The organism is Mesorhizobium sp. M4B.F.Ca.ET.203.01.1.1, assembly GCF_004791025.1.
Taxonomy (GTDB): domain Bacteria; phylum Pseudomonadota; class Alphaproteobacteria; order Rhizobiales; family Rhizobiaceae; genus Mesorhizobium; species Mesorhizobium abyssinicae.
The window spans coordinates 298,497-324,462 of the sequence record NZ_SRUO01000005.1 but is presented as its reverse complement, the minus strand read 5'-3'; the positions used below and the strand labels follow the sequence as shown (position 1 = coordinate 324,462).

Annotated in this window: 21 protein-coding genes and 1 other RNA gene; 20 read left to right on the top strand and 2 right to left on the bottom strand. The window is 65.2% G+C overall.

All coding sequences use genetic code 11. From position 1 onward, the window contains the following. Positions 1 to 133: 133 nt before the first annotated feature. Entirely contained in the window at positions 134 to 3,745 is a 3,612-nt protein-coding gene (locus tag EN846_RS14190; RefSeq protein ID WP_127393591.1) for a hydantoinase B/oxoprolinase family protein, read from the bottom strand. A 189-nt stretch (positions 3,746 to 3,934) separates the two neighbouring features. Here EN846_RS14190 and EN846_RS14185 point away from each other — a divergent pair, with 189 nt between their 5' ends. From EN846_RS14185 to rnpB, 5 genes are all read left to right on the top strand, one after another. After that, on the top strand, positions 3,935 to 4,135 hold the full coding sequence (locus EN846_RS14185) for a hypothetical protein (RefSeq protein ID WP_127285031.1): 201 nt from the start codon (positions 3,935 to 3,937) through the stop codon (positions 4,133 to 4,135). A 146-nt stretch (positions 4,136 to 4,281) separates the two neighbouring features. Beyond that, positions 4,282 to 5,001 (top strand): DnaJ family molecular chaperone, encoded by a 720-nt coding sequence (locus tag EN846_RS14180; RefSeq protein ID WP_127311414.1) that lies wholly within the window; start codon positions 4,282 to 4,284, stop codon positions 4,999 to 5,001. Beyond that, positions 4,998 to 5,765 carry an N-acetylmuramoyl-L-alanine amidase gene (locus tag EN846_RS14175; RefSeq protein WP_127393467.1) on the top strand — a complete coding sequence of 256 codons (768 nt, stop codon included), beginning with the start codon at positions 4,998 to 5,000 and terminating at the stop codon, positions 5,763 to 5,765. The genes EN846_RS14180 and EN846_RS14175 overlap by 4 nt, the downstream gene beginning before the upstream one ends. Before the next feature lie 186 nt (positions 5,766 to 5,951). Next, entirely contained in the window at positions 5,952 to 6,665 is a 714-nt protein-coding gene (locus EN846_RS14170) for a transglycosylase SLT domain-containing protein (RefSeq protein ID WP_127311416.1), read from the top strand. Between the two features lie 64 nt (positions 6,666 to 6,729). Beyond that, positions 6,730 to 7,139: RNase P RNA component class A (gene rnpB / locus EN846_RS14165), an RNA gene on the top strand. Between the two features lie 60 nt (positions 7,140 to 7,199). On the opposite strand, the gene EN846_RS14160 is transcribed toward rnpB, so the two are convergent. After that, on the bottom strand, positions 7,200 to 8,315 hold the full coding sequence (locus tag EN846_RS14160; RefSeq protein WP_127393468.1) for a cystathionine gamma-lyase: 1,116 nt from the start codon (positions 8,313 to 8,315) through the stop codon (positions 7,200 to 7,202). Between the two features lie 416 nt (positions 8,316 to 8,731). On the opposite strand from EN846_RS14160, the gene mraZ reads away from it, so the two are divergent. The 15 genes from mraZ (at position 8,732) to ftsA (ending at position 25,959) form a co-directional block, all read left to right on the top strand. Next, complete coding sequence (gene mraZ, locus EN846_RS14155) at positions 8,732 to 9,190, top strand: division/cell wall cluster transcriptional repressor MraZ (RefSeq protein WP_127286719.1); 459 nt, start codon at positions 8,732 to 8,734, stop codon at positions 9,188 to 9,190. Then, positions 9,187 to 10,203 carry a 16S rRNA (cytosine(1402)-N(4))-methyltransferase RsmH gene (gene rsmH, locus EN846_RS14150; RefSeq protein WP_128346608.1) on the top strand — a complete coding sequence of 339 codons (1,017 nt, stop codon included), beginning with the start codon at positions 9,187 to 9,189 and terminating at the stop codon, positions 10,201 to 10,203. Before mraZ ends, rsmH begins: the two co-directional genes overlap by 4 nt. Positions 10,204 to 10,207: 4 nt before the next feature. Beyond that, entirely contained in the window at positions 10,208 to 10,603 is a 396-nt protein-coding gene (locus tag EN846_RS14145; RefSeq protein ID WP_127286716.1) for a hypothetical protein, read from the top strand. Further along, the gene (locus EN846_RS14140) at positions 10,600 to 12,327 is read left to right on the top strand and encodes a penicillin-binding protein 2 (RefSeq protein WP_127309915.1); all 1,728 of its coding nucleotides are present in this window, start codon (positions 10,600 to 10,602) and stop codon (positions 12,325 to 12,327) included. The genes EN846_RS14145 and EN846_RS14140 overlap by 4 nt, the downstream gene beginning before the upstream one ends. Positions 12,328 to 12,381: 54 nt before the next feature. Next, positions 12,382 to 13,836 (top strand): UDP-N-acetylmuramoyl-L-alanyl-D-glutamate--2,6-diaminopimelate ligase, encoded by a 1,455-nt coding sequence (locus EN846_RS14135; RefSeq protein ID WP_127309914.1) that lies wholly within the window; start codon positions 12,382 to 12,384, stop codon positions 13,834 to 13,836. Beyond that, positions 13,833 to 15,266 carry a UDP-N-acetylmuramoylalanyl-D-glutamyl-2,6-diaminopimelate--D-alanyl-D-alanine ligase gene (locus EN846_RS14130; RefSeq protein WP_127309913.1) on the top strand — a complete coding sequence of 478 codons (1,434 nt, stop codon included), beginning with the start codon at positions 13,833 to 13,835 and terminating at the stop codon, positions 15,264 to 15,266. Before EN846_RS14135 ends, EN846_RS14130 begins: the two co-directional genes overlap by 4 nt. Before the next feature lie 26 nt (positions 15,267 to 15,292). Next, complete coding sequence (gene mraY, locus EN846_RS14125) at positions 15,293 to 16,375, top strand: phospho-N-acetylmuramoyl-pentapeptide-transferase (protein WP_127286005.1); 1,083 nt, start codon at positions 15,293 to 15,295, stop codon at positions 16,373 to 16,375. Between the two features lie 8 nt (positions 16,376 to 16,383). Continuing rightward, positions 16,384 to 17,784 carry a UDP-N-acetylmuramoyl-L-alanine--D-glutamate ligase gene (murD, locus tag EN846_RS14120; protein ID WP_127309912.1) on the top strand — a complete coding sequence of 467 codons (1,401 nt, stop codon included), beginning with the start codon at positions 16,384 to 16,386 and terminating at the stop codon, positions 17,782 to 17,784. Next, positions 17,784 to 18,935, top strand: a complete 1,152-nt coding sequence (ftsW, locus tag EN846_RS14115; protein ID WP_127392447.1) for a putative lipid II flippase FtsW — start codon at positions 17,784 to 17,786, stop codon at positions 18,933 to 18,935. The genes murD and ftsW overlap by 1 nt, the downstream gene beginning before the upstream one ends. 1 nt (position 18,936) lies before the next feature. Further along, complete coding sequence (murG, locus tag EN846_RS14110; protein ID WP_127392446.1) at positions 18,937 to 20,064, top strand: undecaprenyldiphospho-muramoylpentapeptide beta-N-acetylglucosaminyltransferase; 1,128 nt, start codon at positions 18,937 to 18,939, stop codon at positions 20,062 to 20,064. Continuing rightward, a complete protein-coding gene (gene murC / locus EN846_RS14105; protein WP_127286009.1) occupies positions 20,061 to 21,467 on the top strand; it encodes a UDP-N-acetylmuramate--L-alanine ligase in 1,407 nt (468 codons plus the stop codon). The genes murG and murC overlap by 4 nt, the downstream gene beginning before the upstream one ends. Then, on the top strand, positions 21,464 to 22,429 hold the full coding sequence (gene murB, locus EN846_RS14100; RefSeq protein ID WP_128346181.1) for a UDP-N-acetylmuramate dehydrogenase: 966 nt from the start codon (positions 21,464 to 21,466) through the stop codon (positions 22,427 to 22,429). Before murC ends, murB begins: the two co-directional genes overlap by 4 nt. 370 nt (positions 22,430 to 22,799) lie before the next feature. After that, positions 22,800 to 23,726, top strand: a complete 927-nt coding sequence (locus EN846_RS14095; RefSeq protein WP_127287350.1) for a D-alanine--D-alanine ligase — start codon at positions 22,800 to 22,802, stop codon at positions 23,724 to 23,726. Continuing rightward, complete coding sequence (locus EN846_RS14090) at positions 23,714 to 24,655, top strand: cell division protein FtsQ/DivIB (RefSeq protein WP_127393531.1); 942 nt, start codon at positions 23,714 to 23,716, stop codon at positions 24,653 to 24,655. Before EN846_RS14095 ends, EN846_RS14090 begins: the two co-directional genes overlap by 13 nt. Beyond that, positions 24,652 to 25,959 (top strand): cell division protein FtsA, encoded by a 1,308-nt coding sequence (ftsA, locus tag EN846_RS14085; RefSeq protein WP_127312041.1) that lies wholly within the window; start codon positions 24,652 to 24,654, stop codon positions 25,957 to 25,959. Before EN846_RS14090 ends, ftsA begins: the two co-directional genes overlap by 4 nt. The last annotated feature ends 7 nt before the right edge of the window (positions 25,960 to 25,966 follow it).

The window sequence follows — 25,966 nt, the reverse complement described above, 5'->3', positions numbered from 1 at the left end:
TTTGCGCATGATCCTTTCCGAAATCGATTTCGATTTCGGGGTCATGCGCGAAGCTCACGGACTTGTGTCCGCTCCGCTCCGGTTCTCGAAAGCCACGCCACCTGACTTGCCGTGGCGAATTCTCGAAGCCTCCTTATGCCTTGCCGAACCCTCCAGGCGTCGGCGTGGTGACGATGACGGCCTCGCCGGCGTCGAGCACGGTCTGGTCACAGGCCTTCAGCACGTCGACAGCGCCGCTGTTGCGACGGACCTTGGTCGAGCCCGCTTCGCCGTCGCCGCCGCCGTCCAGGCCCTGCGGCGGCCGGTTGCGATGCGATGACAGGATCGCGCATTCCATCTTTTCGAGGAAGCGGATGGTGCGCTTCGTGCCGTCGCCGGCATCCCACTTGCCCTTGCCGCCGGAGCCTTCGCGGATGTGGAAATCCTCGAGCAGCACGGGGAAGCGCAATTCCAGCACTTCCGGGTCGGTGAGGCGGGAGTTCGTCATATGGGTATGGACGCCGGAGGTGCCGGCAAAGCCGCGGCCAGAGTTCATCCGCCCGGCGGGCGAGCCGGAGCAGATCGTCTCGTAATACTGGTACTGCTTGTTGCCGAAGGTGAGGTTGTTCATCGTCCCCTGCGCATTGGCCATCGCGCCCATGGCGCCGAACAGCGCATTGGTCACATGCTGCGAGGTCTCGACATTGCCGGCGACGACGGCCGCCGGATAGGCGGGCTTCAGCATGCAGCCGTCGGGAATGACGATGTTGATCGGCCTGAGGCACCCCGCATTCATCGGGATCATGTCCTCGACCATGACGCGGAAGGCATAGAGCACGGCGGCGCGGGCGACGGGTTCCGGCGCGTTGAAATTGTTCTTCTCGACCGGCGAGGTTCCGGTGAAGTCGACGATCGCCTCGCGCTTTTCCCGGTCGACCGAGATCCTGACCTTGATCACCTGACCGGTGTCGGTCGGATATTCATACTCGGAGGTGTCGGGCAGCCGTTCCAGCACGCGACGCACGCTTTCGGCAGCGTTGTCCTGGACGTGGCCCATATAGGCCTCGACGACATCGAGGCCGAAATGCGCGACCATCTTGCGCAATTCGGCCACGCCCTTCTCGTTGGCGGCGATCTGCGCCTTGAGGTCGGCGATGTTCTGGTGCGGATTGCGCGCCGGGTAGGGGTGGTCGGTGAGCAGCGCCTCCAGCTCCTTCTCGCGGAACCGGCCGCGATCGACGATGCGGAAATTGTCGAACAGCACGCCTTCCTCGTCGACCGTGGTGGCCAAAGGCGTCATCGATCCGGGTGCGGTGCCGCCGACATCGGCGTGGTGGCCGCGCGAGGCCGCCCAGAACAGGATCTCCTTGCGCGCGTCATCGAACACCGGCGTCACCACGGTGATGTCGGGCAGGTGCGTGCCGCCATTGTAGGGCGCGTTGAGGGCGAAGACGTCGCCCGGATGGATGTCGCCGGAATTGAGGCGAATGATGGTCTCGACCGAGCGGTCCATGGAGCCGAGATGCACCGGCATGTGCGGCGCGTTGGCGACCAGCGCGCCATGGCGGTCGAACACGGCGCAGGAGAAATCCAGCCGCTCCTTGATGTTGACCGAATAGGCGGTGTTCTGCAGCGTCACGCCCATCTGCTCGGCGATCGACATGAAGAGGTTGTTGAAGACCTCCAGCATGACCGGATCGGCTTCGGTGCCGAGCGCCGCCTGGCGGCGTTTCTTCTCGGTCCGTCGCAACAGCACATGGTTCCTGGCGGTGATCTCGGCCCGCCAGCCCGGCTCCACGACGATCGTCTGGTTGGGCTCGATGATCAGCGCAGGGCCAGCGACCCAGTTTCCGGGGGCGAGCGCCTCGCGGTGAAAGATGCCCGCCTCTCGCCATTCGCCTTCGGTGAAGATTTTGCGAGTCCTGGAAGGACTTGCGGCCAGATCCTCTGTTGTCGATTCAGTTTCATCACGGCCACCCCCGCCGGTATCGGTGCCTTCGACGCCGACGGTCTCGACGATCATTGGCTTGTCGTCATAGACGAAGCCGAACTGCGCCTTGTGGGCAGCCTCGAAATCGCGTCTGGCCTGGAAGATCGAACCATCGGCGAAATTCACCGGCAGCGCGGTGTCGGTGCCGTCATAGCGGATCTGCAGCACCGGCCGGGAGGCGACGGCTTCCTCGGCAATGCCTTGTGCCGCGAGCTCGGCGATGACGGCTTTCCTCAAGGTCGCGATGAGCGCGTCGATCTCCGTCCTGGATTCGTCGGCGAGCGGCTTGAGCAGCGCCTGCTGGCGCGAGGCAAAGACCGACGACAGGCCGATGCCATAGGCCGAAAGCAGGCCGGAGAAGGGATGGATCAGCACCGCTTCCATGCCGAGCGCATCGGCGACCAGGCAAGCATGCTGACCGCCGGCGCCGCCAAAGCAGTTCAAGAGATATTCGGTGACGTCATAGCCGCGCTGCACCGAGATTTTCTTGATGGCGTTGGCCATGTTCTCGACGGCGATGGTGACGAAGCCTTCGGCGACAGCTTCCGGCGTGCGGCCATCGCCGATCTCAGTGGCAAGCGCGGTGAATTTTTTGCGCACGGTGTCGACGTCGAGCGGCTGGTCCTGGCCGGGACCGAAGATCGCCGGGAAGAAATCGGGCTGCAGCTTGCCCAGCATCACATTGGCGTCGGTCACGGCGAGCGGGCCGCCGCGCCGGTAAGCGGCAGGGCCGGGATTGGCGCCTGCGGAATCCGGACCGGCGCGGAAGCGGCCGGCCTCATAATGCAGGATCGAGCCACCGCCGGCGGCAACGGTATGGATGCGCATCATCGGCGCGCGGATGCGCACGCCGGCGACCTCGGTGTCGAAGGCGCGCTCATATTCGCCGTCATAGTGGGCGACGTCGGTCGAGGTGCCGCCCATGTCGAAGCCGATGACTTTGCCGAAGCCGGCGAGCATCGCCGTCTCGACCATGCCGACGACGCCGCCAGCCGGGCCGGACAACAGCGCGTCCTTGCCCTGGAACATGTCGGCGGCGGTGAGGCCGCCTGACGACATCATGAACATCAGGCGGGGGCCGGCGCCCAATTCGCCTGCCACCCTTTGCACGTAGCGCGACAGGATCGGCGACAGATAGGCATCGACCACGGTGGTGTCGCCGCGGCCGACCAGCTTGATCAGCGGCGACACTTCGTGGCTGACCGAGACCTGGCCGAAGCCGAGCTTGCGACAGACTTCCGCGACGGCCTTCTCGTGGTCCGGATATTTCCAGGCATGCATGAAGACGATGGCGACTGCATCGATGCCGTCGGCCCTGGCCTGTTCGATCGCCGGGCGGCAGGCGGCGATGTCGAGCAGGCGTTCGACGCGGCCGTCGGCGCACACGCGCTCGTCGATCTCGATGACGCGCTCATAAAGCTGCTCGGGCAGCACGATCTCCTTGGCGAAGATATCCGGACGCGCCTGATAGGCGATGCGAAGCGCGTCGCGAAAACCCTTGCTGATGAGCAGGAGCACGCGGTCGCCCTTGCGCTCCAGCAGCGCATTGGTGGCGACAGTGGTGCCCATCTTGATGTCTCCGATCAGGCCTGACGGAATGGCGGCGCCGGATTTCAGCCCAAGCAGGTCGCGAATGCCCTGGATGGCGGCGTCCGCATAGGCTTCGGGATTTTCGGACAGCAGCTTGCGGGGGTGCAGCCCGCCTTGCGGGTCGTGGCCGATGACGTCGGTGAAAGTGCCGCCGCGGTCGATCCAGAAATCCCACTTTTCAGTCATCGCGGCTCCCGGCATTTTCCCTGCGCAATCTGGTGCTTGGCCTGTCCTGTTAGTGTGCAATGCTGCGGCCGGCAACCGCCCGGATGATGTTACATGCGGAAATGCAACGTTACGAAACTCCAGGCCGGCTGATGCATTTCCCCTTCGACTGCTCACCACAATGTGAGCGTCAGGTGAAGGAGAGATATCATGAACAAGCTCATTCTGGCGTCCCTTTCGGCGCTAGCGTTGCTTGGGGTTGCGGCGTGCAGCGACAGCGGCACCGACAACACCACCACCCAGAGCACCAATCCGCCGGCCGCCGAGGAACCGATGAAGCCGGCGGCTCCGGCTGCTCCTGACGCAACGAAGCCTGCCGAGCCGGCTCCGGCAACACCCCCTGCGCAGTAATCTGATGCGTTGACGAAGAAGGCCGGCTTCACGCCGGCCTTCTCTTTTGGAATCGGGCGCCTTGTTGGGCGCCGTCGTCAAATCGGTTGGGCCTGCGGCACTGTCTTCGCTTGATAGCGGCGGCCGGTTCGCACTAAGAAGCCCTCATGTCGATTTGGGACCGCCTTGGCGACTTCATCGCTCGTGTCACCGCTTCAACGTCATCGGGTGTCGCCGATGTCGTCGAAGCCGTGCGGACGGTTTTCTCCGGAGATGCCGATCTGCGCCGCCGCGTCGCCTTTTCGGTGGCGATGATCGCGCTCTCGGCCAAGATGGCCAAGGCCGACGGCGTCGTCACCCAGGATGAGGTGCGCGCCTTCCAGGAAATATTCGAGGTGCCGCCGAAAGAGACGCGGAACGTGGCGCGGCTCTATGACCTGGCCAAGCGCGACGTGGCCGGTTTCGAGATCTACGCGCAGCGCATGGCGCAGCTTTGCGGTTCCGGCCATACGAACTGCATGATGCTGGAGGACATACTCGACGGCCTGTTCCACATCGCCAAGGCCGATGGATTGATCCATGAGCGCGAAGGCCAGTTCCTGCACCGCATCGCCGAGATTTTCCGTATCGACGAGGCGCATTACCAGAGCATCCTGGCCAGGCACGTCAATCTCGGCGCCGGCGACCCCTATGTCGTGCTCGGCATCGAACGGGGAAAGCCCTTCGATGAGGTCAGGAAGCGCTACCGCAAGCTGGTCTCGGACAATCATCCCGACCGGCTGATCGCCCGCGGCCTGCCGCAGGAGTTCATCAAGATCGCCACGACCAGGCTCGCGGCGATCAATGCCGCCTATGAGATGATCGAACGGGGCCTCAGGCACGTATGAGCGGTTTCCTGCCCGACCAGCCGAGCGCCGAGGTCAGGGTATCGCCGAATTTCGGCCCGCGGCGCGATACGCCCAGACCCGATATGATCGTGCTGCATTACACCGGCATGGCCACCGGCGCGGGCGCCGAGGCGTGGCTGTGTGATCCGGCCAGCGAGGTCTCTTCCCACTATCTCGTCCATGAGGACGGCCGCGTCGTGCAGATGGTGCGCGAAAGCGACCGCGCCTGGCATGCCGGCAGGAGTTCATGGTTCGGGCGAACGGACATCAACTCCTGCTCGGTCGGCATCGAGATCGTCAATCCCGGTCATTCGCTCGGCTATCCCGGCTTTCCCAGGCGGCAGATCGATGCGGTGACCGACCTGTGCGCAGGCGTCGTGCAACGCCATGCCATCGCGGCACAGCGCGTGCTCGCCCATTCCGACGTGGCGCCGGGTCGCAAGGTCGATCCGGGCGAAAAATTCCCCTGGAAGACCCTGTTTGCGGCCGGCATCGGCCATCTCGTTCCGGCGGCGCCGATTCGGCGGGGCGCGGTGCTCAAGGCCGGCGACATCGGGGGCGATGTCGAGGCGTTGCAGTCGATGCTGTCGCTCTATGGCTATGGCGTGGAGATATCGGCTGCTTTCGACCGCCAGACCGAAATCGTCGTCGAGGCTTTCCAGCGGCATTTCCGGCCGCGGCTGGTCGATGGCGTGGCCGACGGCTCGACAATCCGGACGCTGCAAAGGCTGCTTGCTTCCGTGAAGGCAATCCCGGCCGCATAGTCCATCTCGCATCGCTAAATTACAATCTGTCACTTAAAGTGACTTGCGCCGCCTTGTTTGCCGCCAAATCGGTCGTCAAAGGCGATCTGTGCAATTTATCGGACGTCTAACCTCCCGAGATGTTCCGATATTGATTTGGTGTCGCCGCGTGAAGTTCTTCGCGCGGTTCTAACAGAACAGGACCACATGCAAAATTTGACCGTCTTGACGGCAGCCGTTGCTGCCGGTGTAATGACTTTTGCCATCGGCGCCGCGAATGCCGCACCCCAGAGCCTGCGGGCCGACAACGGCTTTGTCGCCGCAGCCAGCAAAACCGCGCCGAAAGCCGCAGAGGCCCCGAAAGCAAAAAAGACGACCACCGCGAAGGTGCAGAAGGTCGCCCCGGTGAAAGCCAGGAAAGCGACGGCCAAGCGGCGTGTGCAGCGAAACAGGAAGACGATCGACCTGACCACCACGGCGTCGATCCGCCCGAGCACCGCAGCAGAGTCCACCGCGGCGGCGGCGAGCGCCGACGGCGGCCAGTACTCGGCGATCATCGCCCGCTATGCGGCGGCGGAAGGCGTGCCGGTGTCGCTGGCCAAGGCGGTCATCAAGATCGAGAGCAATTACCGGCCCAACATCGTCGGCAGCGCCGGCGAGATCGGCCTGATGCAGATCAAGCCGGCAACGGCGCGGATGATGGGTTACAGCGGCTCGGTCAAGGGCCTGTTCAATCCCGACACCAACATCAAGTACGGCATGAAATACCTTGCCATGGCGCGAGGCCTCGGTGGCGGCACCACGTGCGGCACGATCCTGAAATACAATGCCGGCCACGCCGCGACGCGGATGAACCCGGTGTCGGCCGCTTACTGCAGCAAGGTCAAGGTGCAGATGGCCGCGCTCGGCTCTCCGGTCTGACGAAGCTGGCATAAGTCTGCTTTTTCGTTTGCGTTTTCAGGCGCGAACCCCTTTATACGCCGTGCCAGCTGGCCGGGCGGCCGCACCCGCGAAGCCGAAAGGCTGCGGGTGAGGAAAGTCCGGGCTCCATGGAGACACGGTGCCGGTTAATGGCCGGCGGGGGCGACCCCAGGGAAAGTGCCACAGAAAGCAAACCGCCACGGCGTTCGGCTCTGCCGGATCCGGGGCAAGGGTGAAAGGGTGGGGTAAGAGCCCACCGCGCGACTGGCAACAGGAGCGGCAAGGTAAACCCCACCGGGAGCAAGACCGAATAGGGGCGGTGCGAGGGAAACCTCGAGGGCTGTTTCCGGCCCACCGCCCGGGTAGGTTGCGTGAGGCGCATGGCAACATGCGCCCAAGATGAATGGCCGCCACGTTCCCGTGCCGCAAGGCGCGGGGGCCATACAGAACCCGGCTTACAGGCCAGCTGGCAATTTCTTTCGCAGTGAAATCCCTTGAGATCAGTGGGTTGCGCCTGCCGGCGCACGCCCTGATTCAACCATCAAGTCTGTCGAGCGATGCCTCGATCGCTTGCCAAAGCTCTTCCACCGGCTCGCAGCCAATGGACAGGCGCACGAAGCCGGACGGCACGGCGTCGCCTCTTTTGGAGCGCCGTTCGGCCGAGGTGTGAACGCCGCCGAAAGAGGTTGCCGACTGCATCAGCGCGCAGTTGTCGATGAACTCCTCGGCCTTCTGCTCCGAAGCGAGTTCAAAGGAGATGAGGAAGCCGAAGCGCTCCATCTGCGCCCGCGCCAGATTGTGCGAGGGATCGCCGTCCAGGCCTGGAAAGCGCAGGGCGCCCACCGCATGGTGATTTTTGAGTCGCTTCGCGATCGTTTCCGCTGAAGAGCACATGCGGTCGAAGCGCACCTCCAGCGTTTCGAGCCCGCGATGCACGAGCCATGCTTCGAACGGTCCGGGAATGCCGCCGGCCATCTCGCGCCAGTCCCTCACCTTGGCGACGATGTCCGGATTGCGGCTCGCGACGTGGCCGAACAGCACGTCGGAGTGGCCGTTCACCGCCTTGGTGTCGGCGGAGACGACGATATCGGCGCCGAGGTCGAGCGGGCGCTGGCCGTAGGGCGTCATCGTCGTGTTGTCGACGACGAGGAGGGCGCCTTGCGCGTGGACAGCGTTGGCGACGGCGGCGATGTCGCAAATGTCGAGCCGCGGGTTCGACGGGCTTTCGGCGAAGACCAACCGGTAGCCGTCGAACCCGCCGTCGAGGAAGGTTGGGGTCGGCCTGGTGTCGCAGGCGACGCCGAACGGCTTCAGGAAGCGTTCCGCCAGCGCGCGCGTGGCGTGATAGCCGTCGGCAGGCAGAAGGACGCGATCGCCCGATTTCAGCAGCGCGAAGAACACCGACGAGATCGCCCCCATCCCCGACGGGAAGGCGAGGCAATGCGCGTCTTCCAGATGACCGAGCGCGTGTTCGACGGCGCGCCAGGTCGGATTGTCGTAGCGGCCATACTGGTCGAAGCCCGCTTCTTCGCCAGGTGTGTGGAAGATCGAGGCCATGGTCAGCGGCAAGGGGATCGGATCGCCCTTGGCGAAATCGCGGCTGCGCAAGTGGGCAAGGGCGGCGGCACGTGACTTCGCCGTTTCGGACATCGACCATTCACCTCCTGTTGGCTGCCAAAGGCAGCGGAGCATTGGCGCGACGCTATGCGTGGGCGCGGCCCGCAGCAAGCCGCGTCCCTTGGGCCACAGCCCTCTAAACGCTTCGTTAGGCTTAATAGACGATAAAGATAAGACGTGCCGTCAGGCTGCTCTTTCTGGTTGTGGCGAGCGCGTTTGTGAAGCTCGTTCCCGTTGACGCCCATAGTGCCCCATGATATCCCATTCCGATACCAAAGCCTTCGTTCCGTGTCAGGGTGAAGCGTACGCCAATCGGGCAGCCGCTGGGCCTGCGCGTTTGCGAGCTTTCGCCTCGTTGAACGAAGCGGAATTTCGGCAAGGGACGCGCTGCGGCGGCGCGGACGGGATGATGGAAAGGGGTGCGGCGGCGGAAGCGGCTGTGGCGCGTGATGGACCGGTTTCTGTCGAACACGGTGAGCAGGATCGATGCGAAGGGACGGGTCTCCGTTCCGGCGCATTTCCGCGCCGTCGTTCAGAAGCGGGGCTATTCGGAGTTCTATGCGCTGCGCTGCCTGGATCTTCCGGCGATGGATGTCGGCGGTCTCGACCTGCTCGACCGCTACGAGCAGCGCATCGCGCAGGAGGATCCCTTCCTGCAGGCGGCGGACGACATGTCGTTCTTCTGCCATGGCGATGGTACGTTCCTGAAGCTCGATCAGGACGGGCGCATCACGATGACCGATTTCATTCGCGAGCACACCGGCATTTCGGCGGAAGCGGCGTTTGTCGGCCGCGGCAATTTCTTCCAGATCTGGGAGCCGGGACGGCTTGCCGCCTATGGGGCGCAGGCGCGCGCCCGGCTGTTGCAGCTTCGGCAGGGGACGAAGCCTGGGGAGCGACCGGAATGATGGCTGGCCACGGCGAGGATATCAACGCCGTCGGCGGACCGGCCCGCCACATTCCGGTCCTTCTTGCCGAAGTGCTGGAGGCGCTGTCGCCCAAGGCCGGCGATCTGATCGTCGACGGCACCTTCGGCGCCGGCGGCTATACCAGGGCCATCCTGGCAAGCGGTGCCTCGGTCGTGGCCATCGACCGCGATCCCGATGCCATCGCCGCTGGGCGCTCGCTGGAACAGCAATCAGGCGGCAGCCTGACTCTTGTCCAGGCGCCGTTTTCGATGCTCGATGAGCATGTCGAAAGCGCCGACGGCGTGGTGCTCGACATCGGCGTCTCCTCCATGCAGCTCGACCAGGCCGAGCGCGGCTTCTCGTTTCGCGCCGACGGACCGCTCGACATGCGCATGGCGCAGGCGGGCCTCAGCGCCGCCGATGTCGTCAACAGCTTCAAGGCGGGCGACCTTGCCCGCATCTTCGGCTTCCTCGGCGAGGAGCGCCATGCCGGCCGCATCGCCCGCATGATCGAGAGCCGGCGCGAGAAGCGGCCATTCGAGCGCACGCTCGATCTGGCCGACGCGATCGAGACGCATATCGGCCGCGCGCCGAAGGACAAGATCCATCCGGCGACCCGCGTCTTCCAGGCGTTGCGCATCTTCGTCAATGACGAGCTAGGCGAACTGGCCAAGGCGCTGTTCGCGGCCGAGCGCGCGCTGAAGCCGGGCGGCCGGCTCGCCGTGGTGACCTTCCATTCCCTGGAGGACCGCATCGTCAAGCGTTTCATCGCCGATCGGGCGGAGGCCGCGAGTGGCTCGCGCCATATGCCAGAGGCGCAGGCGCGTCCGGCGACGTTCAGGAAGTCGGGAGGCGGTGTGACGCCTGGCGAGGCCGAGATCGCCGCCAATCCCAGGGCGCGTTCGGCCAGGCTGCGCGCGGCTATCCGCAGCGAGGCGCCGGCGCGCGCTGGCGATTTTTCGATTTTCGGCCTTCCAAAGCTTCCCGCCGTCGAGCGGCCGGGGGAGAGGTAAGCACGTGTTTCGTACCAGCGACATAGTCCTGATCGCCGTCATGGTTTCGGCGGCGGCGTTGACCTACAAGACCAAGCGCGAGGCCGAGGAGCAATTGGCTTCGGTGCAGAAGATCGAGGCGCAGATCCGCTACGAGGAGGACACGATCGACCTGCTCAAGGCCGACTGGAGCCTGCTCACGCAGCCTTCGCGCCTGCAGAAGCTCGCCGAAATCTACAAGTCGCAGCTCGGGCTGGAGCCGGTCAATGCGCGCCAGATCGTCAATCTCGACGATCTGCCGGCAAAGCCGGTCACCATCGAGGACCTCTCGTCGCAGCGGCTGGGCGGCATGGCCGACAATTCCGACAATGGGCCCAAGGGGGCCAAGGACCCGGTCGTGACCGGAGGCATCGTGCAATGATCGCCAAATTCTCGACGCTCGGAAGTCTGCTGAAGCGCCGCAAGAAGCAGGGCGACGACGGCTCGATCGTCGTCGAGGGCGCCCGCAAGGCGACCGGCGGCAGGGCCAGGACCCGCATCGTGATGACGATGGCGGTGTTCTTCGGCATCTATTCGGCCATCGCCGGCAGGTTGGTCTATCTCGGCTTCCAGAGCCCCGACATGTCGGGCGGGCCGCAGAACCGTGTCACGGCCTCGCGGCCTGACATCGTCGACCGCAACGGCGAGGTGCTGGCGACCGACATCAAGACGGCCTCGCTGTTTGCCGAACCACGCCGCATCGTCGACGCGGATGAGGCGATCGAGAAGCTGTCGACCGTGCTGCCCGAGATCGACTATGAGCAGACCTACCACAAGCTGAAGAGCGGAGCCGGCTTCGTCTGGCTGCAGCGGCAGCTGACGCCGAAGCAGCAGTCCGACATCATGCAGCTCGGCATCCCCGGCTTCGGTTTCCGCACCGAGAAGCGCCGCTTCTACCCGAGCGGCGAAACCTCGTCCTACATCGTCGGTCTCACCAACATCGACAATCAGGGCATCTCCGGCATGGAGAAATATATCGACGACCAGGGTCTGACCGACCTGCAGGCGTCGGGCCTGGCCGTGGCCAGGGACCTGAAGCCGGTGCAACTGTCGATCGACCTGCGCGTCCAGAACGTCGTGCGCGACGAGGTGGCCAACGGCATGGAGCGGTTCCATGCGATTGCGGCGGGCGCCGTCGTCCTCAACGTCAAGACCGGCGAAGTGATGGCGATGGCCTCGGTGCCGGATTTCGATCCCAACAATCCCTACAATGCCCAGGACAAGGACCGGTTGAACCGCATGTCGGCCGGCCTCTATGAAATGGGCTCGACGTTCAAGAGCTTCACCACCGCCATGGCGCTGGATTCCGGCAAGGTGACGCTGGAAAGCCGGTTCGACGCTACGCGCCCGATCAGGATCGGCCGCCAGACGATCCACGACTTCCACAGCAAGGGCCGCGTGCTGTCGGTGCCGGAGGTGTTCATCTATTCCTCCAACATCGGCTCGGCCAAGGAGGCCGAGGCGGTCGGCATCGAGGGACACCGCGAATTCCTGCATCGCCTGGGCGTGCTCGAGAAGATGCAGACGGAACTGCCGGAAGTGGCGCGGCCGACCGAGCCCAAAGTGTGGAAGCAGGTCAATTCGATCACCATCGCTTTCGGTCACGGCGTGTCGACGACGCCGCTGCAGACGGCGGTGGGCTGCGCCGCGCTGATGAATGGCGGCTTCCTGATCGAACCAACTTTCCTGCCGCGCACGGCGCAGCAGGCGATGGAAGTTGCCAAGAAGGTGGTCAGTGAAAAGACCGTCGAAGGCATGCGCTATCTCTATGCGCTGAATGCCGAGAAGGGCTCGGGCAAGAGCGCCAGGGTGCCGGGCTACCGCGTCGGCGGCAAGACCGGCACGGCAGAGAAGGTCGTCAACGGCCGCTACTCCAAGGAGAAGAATTTCAACGCCTTCGTGGCCGCCTTCCCGATGGACGATCCGCAATACATCGTGCTGACGATCGCTGACGAGCCGAAGCCGGAAAAGCCCGGCATGGGAGCGACCGCGGCCTCGAATGCGGGCGTCATGGCGGGAAACATTATCCGCCGTTCGGCTGCCATGCTTGGCGTGAAGCCAGATTTCAGCCATGAAAATGGTGCAACGCTGGTTTCCTATCAGTGATTCTTGGGGCGCGCCGGCAACTGCGCGCTATTTTGTTGCTATGAACGGGACCCGATGCAGCTGAAAGAACTAGCCGGTATCCTGCCTGTCGAGGGAACAGCTTCCCCCGACCTGGAGGTCACCGGGATTTCCTCGGATTCCCGCACGGCCAAGACCGGCGTCGTCTTTTTCGCGCTCGCCGGCAGCAAGGCCGACGGCGCTGCCTACGCCGCTGATGCCGCAAAGCGCGGTGCTCTGGCCATCGTGGCGGGCAAGGGAAGCGCCATTTCCGGCCTATCCGTTCCGGTCTTTTCCGTCGACGACCCGCGGTTGGCATTGGCGCTGAGCGCCGCCCGCTTCTACGGCAAGCAACCTCAAACGATGGTGGCGGTGACCGGCACCAGCGGCAAGACCTCGGTCGCCGCCTTCACCCGGCAGATCTGGGAGCAGGCCGGCCTCGCCGCCGCCTCGATCGGCACCACCGGCGTCGTGGCGCCAGGGCGCAATGAGTATGGTTCGCTGACGACGCCGGATCCGGTGGCGCTGCACCTCCTGCTCAAGGAATTGGCCGATGCCGGCGTCACCCATGCGTCGATGGAGGCTTCCAGCCACGGCCTCGACCAGCGCCGGCTCGACGGTGTCAGGCTTGCCGCCGGCGGTTTCACCAATCTCGGCCGCGACCATATGGACTACCATCCGACGGTCGAGGACTATCACCGCGCCAAATTGCGCCTGTTCGACACGCTGCTGCCCAAAGGCGCGCCGGCCGTCATTTTCGCCGACGATCCATGGTCGGAACCGACGGTCCGTGCGGCAAAGGCCGCAGGGCTCGACGTGCTGACCGTCGGCCGCCATGGCGATTTCCTCAGACTGAAGCGGGTCGAGCACGAACGCCACCGGCAGCGGGCCGAGGTCGAGGTCGACAGCGTGCTCCACGAAATCGACCTGCCGCTGGCCGGCGACTTCCAGATCGCCAACGCGCTGGTTTCGGCGGGACTTGCCATTTCCACTGGAACGCTTGTCGCCAAAGCCCTGATGGCATTGGAGAAATTGAAGGGCGCGCCGGGTCGGCTCGACCTCGTCGGCACGACTGCGAACGGCGCACCGGTCTATGTCGACTATGCCCACAAACCGGATGCGCTGGAAAACGTGCTGGCCTCGGTGAGGCCGTTCACCACCGGCCGGGTCATCGTCGTGTTCGGCTGCGGCGGCGACCGCGATCGCGGCAAGCGGCCGATCATGGGCGAGATCGCCACGCGGCTCGCCGACGTCGTCATCGTCACCGATGACAATCCGCGCTCGGAAGTGCCCGAAACGATCCGCGCCGCGATCCTTGCCGCCGCGCCCGGCGCCATCGAGATCGGCGACCGGCGCAAGGCGATTCACGAGGCGGTGGCCATGCTCCACGCCGGCGACACGTTGATCGTGGCCGGCAAGGGGCATGAGGAAGGCCAGACCATCGGCACCGAGACACTGCATTTCTCGGATCACGAGGAAGTTCGCGCGGCGCTCAGGGAGAGCGCCGCATGAGCCTGCTCTGGACCTCCGATGCGCTGGTCGATGCAATGGGCGGACGGCCGATCGGTGTCATGCCGCAAGGCATATCGGGCATTTCGATCGACAGCCGCAGCCTTGAGTCGGGGGACGCCTTCTTCGCCATCAAGGGCGAGACGATGGACGGCCATGATTTCGCGACCGCCGCCGTCAAGGCAGGCGCCGGCGTGCTGGTGGTCGCCGAAGGCAAGCTGCCGTCGCTCGGACGGCTGACGGCGCCGATGATCGTCGTTGAGGACGTGCTGGTGGCGCTGGAAAGACTGGGCGTCGCCGCGCGCGCCCGCTCCAAGGCCAGGGTCATCGCCGTGACCGGCTCGGCCGGCAAGACCACCACCAAGGAAGCGCTGCGTCATGTGCTGTCGGCGGTCGGCAAGGTGCATGCCTCGGCGCAATCCTTCAACAACCACTGGGGTGTGCCGCTGACCTTGGCGCGGATGCCCGAGGATTGTGACTACGCCGTGTTCGAGATCGGCATGAACCATCCGGGCGAAATCCGGCCGCTGGTCAACATGGTCCGCCCGCATGTCGCGATCGTCACGCTGATCGCCGCCGCGCATCTCGGGTTCTTCCGCAACCTCGACGAGATCGCCGAGGCCAAGGCCGAGATCTTCGAGGGGCTGGAGCCGGATGGCGCGGCCCTGCTCAACCGCGACGATTCCCGCTGGAAACTGCTCGACAAGATGGCGAAGGCGGCAGGGGTCGAGCATGTCTTTGGCTTCGGCGAGAATGCCCGCTCGACCTTTCGGCTGGTCAAATGCGAGCTCAATGCCGACCATTCCGTCATTGCCGCCAAGATCGGCGGGCGGGAGATCGTCGCCCGCGTCGGCGCGCCCGGCCGCCATATGGCGCAGAATGTGCTGGCCGTGCTGGGCGCCGCGCAGCTGGTCGGGGCCGATCTCGACAAGGCGGCCGCGGCGCTGGCCGATCTGTCGGCCGAGCGCGGTCGCGGCAAGCGCCATATATTGCGCCATCCGAAAGGACCGATCACGCTGATCGACGAGAGCTACAACGCCAATCCGGCGTCGATGGCCGCCGCCATGGCGCTGCTCAACGCGACGCCGGTATCGGGCGAGGGCAGGCGCATCGCCGTGCTCGGCGACATGCTCGAGCTCGGCAGCCATTCGGCGAAGCTGCATGCCGCGCTTGCCGAGCTGATCATCGGCACCGGCACGCAAACCGTCTTTCTCGGCGGTCCCGAAATGCGGGCGCTCGCCGACATACTGCCGAGCGACGTGAAGGCCGAATACCGCGCCGGCGCCGAGGAACTGAAGCCGCTGTTGCTGTCGGCGCTGCGGCCTGGCGACGTGGTGATGGTCAAGTCGTCGAAAGGCATCGGGTTTTCAAAGCTGGTCGAAGCGTTGCTCGGCAAATTTCCGGCGCAAGCCACAACCATTGAACAGACCTAGGGGTCGGGTCCGGGGGACAGAATTTCATGTTCACATTGCTCGTCGATTTTGCGGACAAGATTTCTGTCTTCAACGTCTTCCGCTACATCACCTTCCGCACCGGCGGGGCGCTGATCACCTCGGCGCTGATCGTCTTCATCTTCGGACCGACCATCATCAATTCGCTGCGGCTCCGGCAGGGCAAGGGCCAGCCGATCCGCGCCGACGGTCCGCAGACGCATTTCAAGAAGGCCGGCACGCCGACCATGGGCGGGCTGATGATCCTGTCGGGCATCATCGGATCGTCGCTTTTGTGGGCGAACCTCTCCTCGATCTATGTCTGGGTGGTGCTTCTGGTGACCATCGGCTTCGGCTCGATCGGCTTCTATGACGACTATCTGAAGGTCACCAAGCAGTCGCATCTCGGCTTTTCCGGCAAGGCGCGGCTGGCGATCGAATTCGTCATCGCCGGAATCGCTGCCTGGGTGATCATGCACAACGGCCAGGCGCCGTTCTCCTCGTCGCTCACCTTTCCCTTCGCCAAGGAATTTATCATCAACCTCGGCTGGTTCTTCGTGCCGTTCTCCTGCTTCGTCATCGTCGGCGCCGGCAACGCGGTCAACCTGACCGACGGCCTCGACGGGCTGGCGATCGTGCCGATCATGATCGCGGCGGCCTCCTTCGGGGTCATCGCCTATCTCTCCGGCAACGCGGTGTTCGCCGAATATCTGCAGATCCATTTCGTTCCCGGCACCGGCGAACTGGCGGTGGTGCTTGGCGCGGTGATCGGCGCCGGCCTCGGCTTCCTGTGGTTCAACGCGCCGCCGGCCGCCATCTTCATGGGCGACACCGGCTCACTGGCGATGGGCGGCCTGATTGGCACGGTCGCGGTCGCCACCAAGCACGAGATCGTGCTGGTCATCGTCGGCGGCCTGTTCGTGGTCGAGATCCTCTCGGTCATCATCCAGGTCGGCTACTTCAAGATGACCGGCAAGCGGGTGTTCCTGATGGCGCCGATCCACCATCACTTCGAAAAACTCGGCTGGACCGAAAGCCAGGTGGTGATCCGCTTCTGGATCATCGCGGTGATCCTGGCGCTGGTCGGCCTCTCCACCCTCAAGCTCCGATAGGCCGCCGCTTGATCCCCGCCTCATCCTTTTCAGGCAAGCGCGTTTCGCTCTTCGGGCTCGGCGGTTCGGGGATCGCCACCGCGCACGCGCTGATCGCCGGCGGGGCCGACATCCTTGCCTGGGACGACAATCCGGACAGCGTCGCCAAGGCCTCGGCCGCCGGGATCGCGACCGGCGACCTGCGCGGCGCCGACTGGTCGCGCTTCTCCGCCTTCGTGCTGTCGCCCGGCGTGCCGCTGACGCATCCGAAGCCACACTGGACAGTGGAGCTGGCGCGCGGCGCCGGCGTCGAGGTCATCGGCGACATCGAGCTGTTCTGCCGCGAGCGCGTCCTGCGGGCGCCGGCGGCGCCTTTCGTCGCGATTACCGGCACCAACGGCAAATCGACGACCACGGCGCTGACCGCCCACATCCTGAAATCGGCAGGTCGCGACACGCAGATGGGCGGCAATATCGGTCGCGCCATCATGACGCTCGATCCGCCGGCAGAGGGGCGGCACTATGTCGTCGAATGCTCCTCCTATCAGATCGACCTCGCGCCCTCGATCAATCCGACGGCCGGCATCCTGCTCAACCTGACGCCCGATCACCTCGACCGTCACGGCACCATGGCGCACTACGCCTCGATCAAGGAGCGGCTGGTGGCCGGCAGCGAGACGGCAATCGTCGGCGTCGACGACTCCTGGTGCGCGCAGATCGCCGACCGGCTGGAGCGGGCGGGCAGGGAGGTCATCCGCATTTCCAAGCGGCTGCCGCTGACCGACGGCTATTTCGCCGATGGCAGCAACCTTATGGAAGCCGTGCATGGCCGCTACAGCCGCGTCGCCTTTCTGGAAGGCATCGGCTCGCTGCGCGGCCAGCACAATGCGCAGAACGCGCTGGCCGCGGTCGCCGCCTGCCTCAAGGTCGGGCTGGACCTCGGCGAGATCCAGGCGGGGTTGGAAAGCTTTCCGGGGCTGGCGCATCGCATGGAGCAGGTCGGCCGCAAGGACCATGTGCTGTTCATCAACGATTCCAAGGCGACCAATGCCGATGCGGCGGCTCCAGCCCTGTCGAGTTTCAGCCGTATCTACTGGATAGCCGGCGGCCTGCCCAAGGAGGGCGGCATCGAGCCGCTGCGCGGCTTCTTCCCGCGCATCGCCAAGGCCTATCTGATCGGCGAGGCGGCGCCCGCCTTCTCGGCGACGCTGGGCGAGGCGGTGCCCTACGAGATCTCCGGCACGCTGGCGGCGGCGGTCGAGCATGCCGCCCACGATGCCGCCCTTGACGATGGCGGCGAGGCGGTGGTGCTGCTGTCGCCCGCCTGCGCCAGTTTCGACCAGTTCAAGAATTTCGAAGTGCGCGGCGAAGCCTTCAGGCAAGCTGCGAGCGCTATAGATGGCGTGAAACCCATCGGAGGGCCACGTTAATGCAAAGCCGTCTCGACAAAAGTCCGGTAGCCACCTGGTGGTGGACGATCGATCGCTGGTTCCTGGCGGCGTTCCTGTCGCTGATGGGTCTGGGCATCGTGCTCTCCTTCGCGGCGAGCCCGGCGGTGGCCGAACGCATCGGCCTCGACAGCTTCCACTTCGCCACCAGGCAGATCATTTTCACCGTGCCTGCGCTCGGCGTGATGCTCGCGGTCTCGTTCCTGGAATCGCGGCAGATCCGGCGCATGGCGCTGGTGATCCTGTGCATCATGCTGGTGCTGATGGTGGCGGTGCTCTATGTCGGCGTCGAGGTCAAAGGCGCGCGGCGCTGGGTCTCGCTCGCCGGCCTCTCCATCCAGCCGTCGGAATTCCTGAAGCCGGCCTTCGTCATCGTCTGCGCCTGGCTGTTCGCCGAGCACAAGCGCCAGCCCGACATTCCCGGCAATCTGTTTGCCCTGCTGCTCCTGGTGCTGGTCGTCTCGCTGCTGGTCGCCCAGCCCGACCTCGGCCAGACCATGCTGGTGACCGGCACCTGGGGGGTCATGTTCTTCATGGCGGGCCTGCCGTGGCTGTGGATCATCGCGCTCGGCGTCACCGGCGTCAGCGGCCTGTTCGCCGCCTACACCGTGTTTCCGCACGTCGCTGCCCGCATCGACAAGTTCCTGACCGGCGAGGGCGACACCTTCCAGGTCGACATGGGGCGCGAGGCGCTGATCAACGGCCATTGGTTCGGCGTCGGTCCGGGCGAAGGCACGGTCAAGCGGGTCATTCCCGACAGCCACGCCGACTTCGTCTTTTCGGTCGCCGGCGAGGAGTTCGGGCTGGTGATGTGCTTCTTCATCATGTCGATCTTCGCCTTCATCGTGCTGCGCGGCCTCAACACCGCGCTCAAGGAGCATGACGACTTCACGCGCTATGCCGTTGGCGGTCTGGTCACGGTCTTCGGCCTGCAGTCGGCCATCAACATGTGCGTCAACCTGCAGCTGATGCCGGCCAAGGGCATGACGCTGCCGTTCATCTCCTATGGCGGCTCCTCGCAGATCGCCATCGCCATCTCGATGGGCATGGTGCTGGCCTTGACGCGCAGACGGCCCGAGAAGCGCAAGCAGATGGGTTTTTCCTTCCCGCAGCGCGCCGTGCCGGCGGAGTGAAATGTCGCGGGGTGTGATTCTTCTGGCGGCGGGCGGCACGGGCGGACATCTCTTCCCGGCCGAAGCGCTGGCGCATGAGCTCAACGAGCGCGGCTGGAAGGTGCATCTGGCCACCGATCATCGCGCCGAGCGCTATTCCGGCCAGTTCCCGGCCGTCAACATCCATCCGATCCAATCGGCGACCCTCGGCTCGAAGAACCCGCTGGCGGTGCTGTCGGCCTTGTGGGCGATCTGGCGCGGCGTGCGGCAGGCCTCCGCCGTCATCACCAGGATCAAGCCGGAAGCCGTCGTCGGCTTTGGCGGCTATCCGACATTGCCGCCGCTTTACGCAGCGACACGGCGCAAGGTGCCGTCATTGATCCATGAGCAGAACGCGGTGATGGGCCGCGCCAACAGGGCGCTGGCCGGGCGCGTCGACGCCATCGCCGGCGGCTTCCTGCCGGAGGACGAAAGTGCTGCCGGCGCCAAGACGGTGACCACCGGCAATCCGGTCAGGCCGCAGATCCTGGAGGCGGCGAAGACGCCTTACGTGGCTGCGACCGGCGAGGAGCCGTTCCGCTTCCTGGTGTTCGGCGGCAGCCAGGGCGCGCAGTTCTTTTCCGACGCGGTGCCGACGGCTGTCGGACTCTTGCCGGAGGCTCAGCGCAAGCGGCTGGCGATCACCCAGCAGGCGCGGGCCGAGGACGTGGCGCGAGTCAAGGCGGCCTACGCCGCGCTGGGCGTCGACGCGCAGGTGTCGCCCTTCTTCACCGACATGGCGGCGCGGATCGCGGCGGCACATCTGGTGATGTCGCGCTCCGGCGCCTCGACCGTGTCGGAAATCGCTGTCATCGGCCGGCCGGCGCTGCTGGTGCCCTATCCGCACGCGCTCGACCACGACCAGGCGGCGAATGCCGCGGCGCTGGCCGCCGCCGGTGGGGCCGAGGTGCATGCGCAATCCACGCTGTCCGCCGAGCGCATCGCGGCGCTCGTCGGCGGGCTGATGGGCGATCCCGACAGGCTGTCGGCCATGGCCGCGGCCGCCCGGTCGGCCGGAAAACCGAACGCGGCGCGGTTGCTCGCCGATCTGACAGAGGCTATTGCGTCCAAAAAAACCGTTTCGGACTTCAGGAAGGGGACGCAAGCATGAAGATGCCGCAGACCATCGGCCTTGTGCATTTCATCGGCATTGGCGGCATCGGCATGAGCGGCATTGCCGAGGTGCTGCACAATCTGGGCTACAAGGTGCAGGGTTCCGACCAGGCCGACGGCGCCAATGTGCAGCGGCTACGCGACAAGGGCATCGAATGTTTCGTCGGCCACAAGGCGGAAAACCTTGGCGATGCCGAGGTGGTTGTCGTCTCGACCGCGATCAAGAAATCCAACCCCGAGCTCAAGGCCGCGCGCGAGAAGCTGCTGCCGGTCGTGCGCCGCGCCGAGATGCTGGCCGAACTGATGCGCTTCCGCCAGGCGGTGGCGATCGGCGGCACGCATGGCAAGACCACCACGACGTCGATGGTGGCGACGCTGCTCGAGGCCGGCGGGCTCGACCCGACGGTCATCAATGGCGGCATCATCAACGCCTATGGCACCAATGCCCGCATGGGCGACGGCGAATGGATGGTGGTCGAGGCCGACGAGAGCGACGGCACCTTCCTGAAGCTGCCGGCCGATATCGCCGTCGTCACCAACATCGATCCCGAGCACCTCGACCACTACGGCAGTTTCGACAATGTCCGCGAGGCGTTTCGCCAGTTCGTCGAGAATGTGCCGTTCTACGGCTTCGGCGTGATGTGCACCGACCATCCGGAGGTGCAAGCGCTGGTCGGCCGCATCGAGGACCGGCGCGTCATCACCTATGGCGAGAACGCGCAGGCCGACGTGCGCTTCACCAATCATCGCATGGCGGGCGCGACCTCCGAGTTCGACGTGGTGATCCGCGACCGCAAGGGGCGTGGCCAGACGACGATCGCCGATCTGCGCCTGCCGATGCCCGGCCGCCACAATGTCTCCAACGCGACGGCGGCGATCGCGGTCGCGCATGAACTCGGCCTGTCCGCCGAGGCGATCAAGAAGGGCCTGTCGTCGTTCGCCGGCGTCAAGCGGCGCTTCACCCATACCGGCACCTGGAATGGCGTCGACATCTTCGACGACTACGGCCACCATCCGGTCGAGATCACGGCAGTGCTGAAGGCGGCGCGCAGCGCCACCAAGGGCCGCGTCATCGCCATTGCGCAACCGCACCGCTACACCCGCCTGCACGACCTGTTCAATGAGTTCTCCGTCTGCTTCAACGACGCCGACACGGTGATGGTGGCGCCGGTCTATGCGGCAGGCGAGGAGCCGATCGAAGGGGTGACGTCGGACGCGCTGGTGTCGCGCATCCGCGCCGGCGGCCATCGCGATGCGCGCTATGTCGAAGGCCCGGCGGCGATCGCGCCGGCCATACGTGACCTCGCAAAGCCCGGCGACTTCGTCGTCTTCCTCGGCGCTGGCAACATCACGCAGTGGGCCTATGCGCTGCCCAAGGAACTCGGTGGAAGCGTCTCATGATGCGCGGCCAGCCCCTGATCGACAAGCTTGGCGACCGGCTGGCCGGCCTGCGCGGGCGCGTCACGCCCAACGCCGAGATGGACAAGATCACCTGGTTCCGCGCCGGCGGCCTGGCGGACGCGCTGTTCCAGCCGGCCGACGAGGAGGACCTCGCCGCCTTCCTGCGCGCCGTGCCGGAGGAAATCCCGCTGACCATCGTCGGCGTCGGCTCGAACCTCCTGGTGCGCGACGGCGGCATTCCCGGTTTCGTCATCCGGCTCTCGGCCAAAGGCTTCGGCGAGGCGGAAGTCGTTTCGCCGACCACGATCAGGGCCGGCGCCGCAACGCCCGACAAGCGCCTCGCGGCCGTCGCCTACGAGGCGGGGATCGGCGGCTTCCATTTCTACCACGGCATTCCCGGCGCCGTCGGCGGTGCGCTGAGGATGAACGCCGGCGCCAATGGCGTCGAGACGCGCGAACGCGTCGTCGAGGTGCGGGCGCTCGACCGCAAGGGCAATCTTCACACGCTCAGCAATGCCGACATGGGCTATGCCTATCGGCATTCGGCGGCGCCTTCGGGGCTGATCTTCACCTCGGCGCTGTTCGAGGGGCATCCGGAAGACCAGGCGACGATCAAGGCGGCGATGGATGCGGTGCAGAGCCATCGCGAGACGGTGCAGCCGATCCGCGAGAAGACCGGCGGCTCGACCTTCAAGAATCCGGAGGGCACCTCGGCCTGGAAGGAGATCGACAAGGCTGGCTGCCGTGGCTTGATGATCGGCGGCGCGCAAATGTCGCCGATGCATTGCAATTTCATGATCAACACCGGCACCGCGACCGGCTACGACCTCGAATATCTCGGCGAGACCGTGCGCGCGCGGGTGCTCGAGAATTCGGGCGTCCGGCTGCATTGGGAAATCAAGCGCCTCGGCGATTTCCGGCCGGGCCACGCCGTGCAGGAATTCCTGGGACAACTGCTCTAGTCTAAGCCTCGCCGGCATTCAGGCGAGCCGGCCGAAGCTGGATCGCAGCGGATCTCCGCCGTGTGTCGAAGCTCAAGTAATACTTTAACTTCGGCTTCCGCAATGGCCTCCGAACCGTTGCCGCAAAGACTCTATGGCACACTTTTCGCGGCCGTTTTTACGGAAAGTGAATCTCTCGGAATCTTAAGGACTTGCCAGTGAATCAACTCTCTGATTCTCTGGCCTCAAGCGTTTCCTGATTTGAGTCGTTCGACGCGTCGGTCGCGTTTTCCGTCTGGGGGGCAACCTGCCGGAAGACTCGGACTCACTGTGCGGGAATGCTGGTGTGGAAATGTCAGTCGCGGCCCGCCGTGAGAGGGGATGACGGGAGATGAAGAACAAGCATGTGGCCGTCTTGCTCGGTGGTTTTTCGTCGGAGCGGCCCGTGTCCCTGTCCTCGGGGAAGGCATGTGCGGATGCGCTCGAGAATGAAGGCTATCGCGTCACCCGGGTCGACGTTGCGCGCGATGTCGGCTCCGTGCTTGCCGCGCTCAAGCCTGATGTTGCCTTCAATGCGCTGCACGGTCCGTTCGGTGAGGACGGCACCATTCAGGGTGTCCTCGAATATCTCGAAATCCCCTACACGCATTCCGGCGTGCTTGCCTCGGCGCTGGCCATGAACAAGGAGCAGGCCAAGAAAGTCGCCAAGGCAGCCGGCATCCTAGTGGCGGAATCGAAGGTGGCCAACCGCTTCGCCATCCAGAACAAGCATCCGATGAAGCCGCCCTACGTGGTGAAGCCGGTCAACGAAGGATCGAGCTTCGGCGTCGTCATCGTCCATGAAGGGCAGTCGCATCCGCCGCAGGTCATCGGCTCGTCCGAGTGGAAATATGGCGACACCGTCATGGTCGAGCGCTACATCCATGGGCGCGAGCTGACCTGCGCCGTGATGGGCGACGTCGCGCTCGGAGTCTGCGAGATCATCCCGACCGGCCATTCCTTCTACGATTACGATTCGAAATACGTGGCGGGCGGATCAAAACACGAAACCCCTGCTAAAATTTCACCGAATATTTACCAAAAAATACAGACACTGGCGCTTAAGGCTCACCAAGCTATCGGTTGCCGGGGCGTCTCCCGGTCGGACTTCCGTTACGACGACCGTCACTCCGAGAACGGCGAGGTTGTCTGGCTCGAGATCAACACCCAGCCGGGCATGACGCCGACGTCTCTGGTGCCTGAAATCGCCGCTCATGCGGGGCATTCGTTCGGCGAACTGTTGAGTTGGATGGTGGAGGACGCTTCGTGTCTGCGTTGAGGTGGGGACAGGGCAAGGGGGCGGGTGTCGGGCCGGCGCCGTTCGGCCTTTCGCTGTCGTTCGACCATTTCGTGCTGCCGCGCATGCTTCGCCGGCCGGCGCGCCTTCTGACGCGTCTTGGCGGGGGTGAATTCACCGCGCCGCCTTTTTCCGCGGCAATCCTTTCGGCTGTGCTGATCGCGTCGAGCAGCGCCTATGGCGCCTATCTTGGCGGACAGGTCGACGGCGTCGTCCAGAGCATAACCGCGCGCACCGGTTTCGCGGTCGATCAGATCAAGGTGGTCGGCAACCACGAAACCTCCGAGATCGACATACTGGACCGGCTGGAGCTCGACGGCTGGACCTCGCTGATAGGCTTTGATGCCGAGGCCGCGCGCGAGCGGATCAGGACGCTGCCCTGGGTCGAGGTCGCGGCGGTGCGCAAGGTCTATCCGCATACGCTGGAGGTGCGCGTCGAGGAGCGTGAGCCTTTCGCGCTTTGGCAGCAGGGCGATTCGCTTTCGGTCATCGAGCGTGACGGCCAGGTCATCGCGCCGTTCTCGGGCGGGAAGCAGGCGCTGCTGCCGCTGATCATCGGCACCGGCGCGCCGGCCAAGGCGCCGGATTTCCTTGCCGAGGTGAAGCGCTATCCCGAACTCGCGGCGCGGGTCAAAGGCTATATCCGCATCGGCGAGCGGCGCTGGGACCTGCGGCTGGAGAACGGCATCACGGTCAAGCTGCCTGAGGACGGCGAAGACCGGGCGATCGCCGATCTGGTCAGGATGGACCACGACAACGGGCTCTTGAGCCGCGACATCGCCGCCGTCGACATGCGCCTGTCCGATCGCCTCGTCGTGCAGCTGACGCCGGAGGCGGCGACGCAGCGCGAAGCGGCGCTCAACGAAAAGCCGAAGAGCCTGACGAAGCGCAAGCCGGAGACGAAAATATGAGCTGGCTTGGCGGCAACAGCGATGCCTCCTCGCGCCGGTCGGGCACCTTGACGGTGCTCGATGTCGGTTCGAGCAAGGTTTGCTGCGTGGTGGCGAAGCTGAAGCCGCGCGACGACGGCAAGCTCTTGCGCGGGCGCTCGCATCGCATCCAGGTGATCGGCATCGGCCACCAGAAATCGCAAGGCGTGAAGTCGGGCGTGGTCGTCGATCTCGACCGCGCCGAACACGCCATCCGTCTGGCCGTCGACGCCGCCGAGCGCATGGCCGGGCTGACGGTGGATTCGCTGATCGTCAACATGACCGCCGGGCGGCTGAAGAGCGAGGCCTTCTCGGCCACCATCAATCTCGGCGGCCATCAGGCCGACGAGGCCGACATCAAGCGGGTGCTTGCCGCCGGCGCCAAGCAGGCGCTGAAGGCCGAGCGCGAGGTGATCCACTCGCTGCCGGTCGGTTTCTCGCTCGACGCCGAGCGCGGCGTGCGCGATCCGCGTGGCATGGTCGGCGATGCGCTTGGCGTCGACATGCACGTGCTGACGGGCGATGCGGCGCCGTTGCGCAACCTGGAGCTCTGCATCAATCGCTCGCATCTGTCGGTCGAGCGCATGGTGGCGACGCCCTACGCCAGCGGGCTCGCGGCACTGGTCGACGACGAGCTCGAAATGGGCGCGGCCTGCATCGACATGGGCGGCGGCACGACGACGATCTCGGTGTTCTCGGAAGGCAAGTTCGTTCACGCCGACGCCATCGCCATCGGCGGCAACCATGTGACGCTCGACATGGCCAAGGGCCTGTCGACCTCGCTCGACGCCGCGGAGCGCCTGAAGGTCATGCACGGTTCGGCGCTGCCGGGCAGCGCGGACGACCGTGACCTCGTCTCGATCCAGCCGATCGGCGAGGAAGGCGAGCTGCCTGTGCAGGTACCGCGCTCGATGATGACACGCATCATCCGCGCCCGCATCGACGAGACGCTGGAATTGCTGCGCGACCGGTTGAACAAGTCGGGCTACGGCAACGCCGTCGGCAAGCGTGTCGTGCTCACCGGCGGCGCCAGCCAGCTTGCCGGCCTGCCGGAAGCGGCACGCCGCATCCTCGGCCGCAATGTGCGCATCGGCCGGCCGCTCGGCGTGGCCGGGCTGCCCGAGGCGGCGAAGGGGCCGGCGTTCTCGACCCCGGTCGGGCTCTTGATCTATCCGCAGATGGCGAGCTTCGAGAGCCATTCTGTGAAAGGAATTTCCGGTCTCAGGATGACCGGGACGGGCGGAAAACTGCATCGCATGAGTCAGTGGTTGAGAGACAGTTTCTAAAATTGAC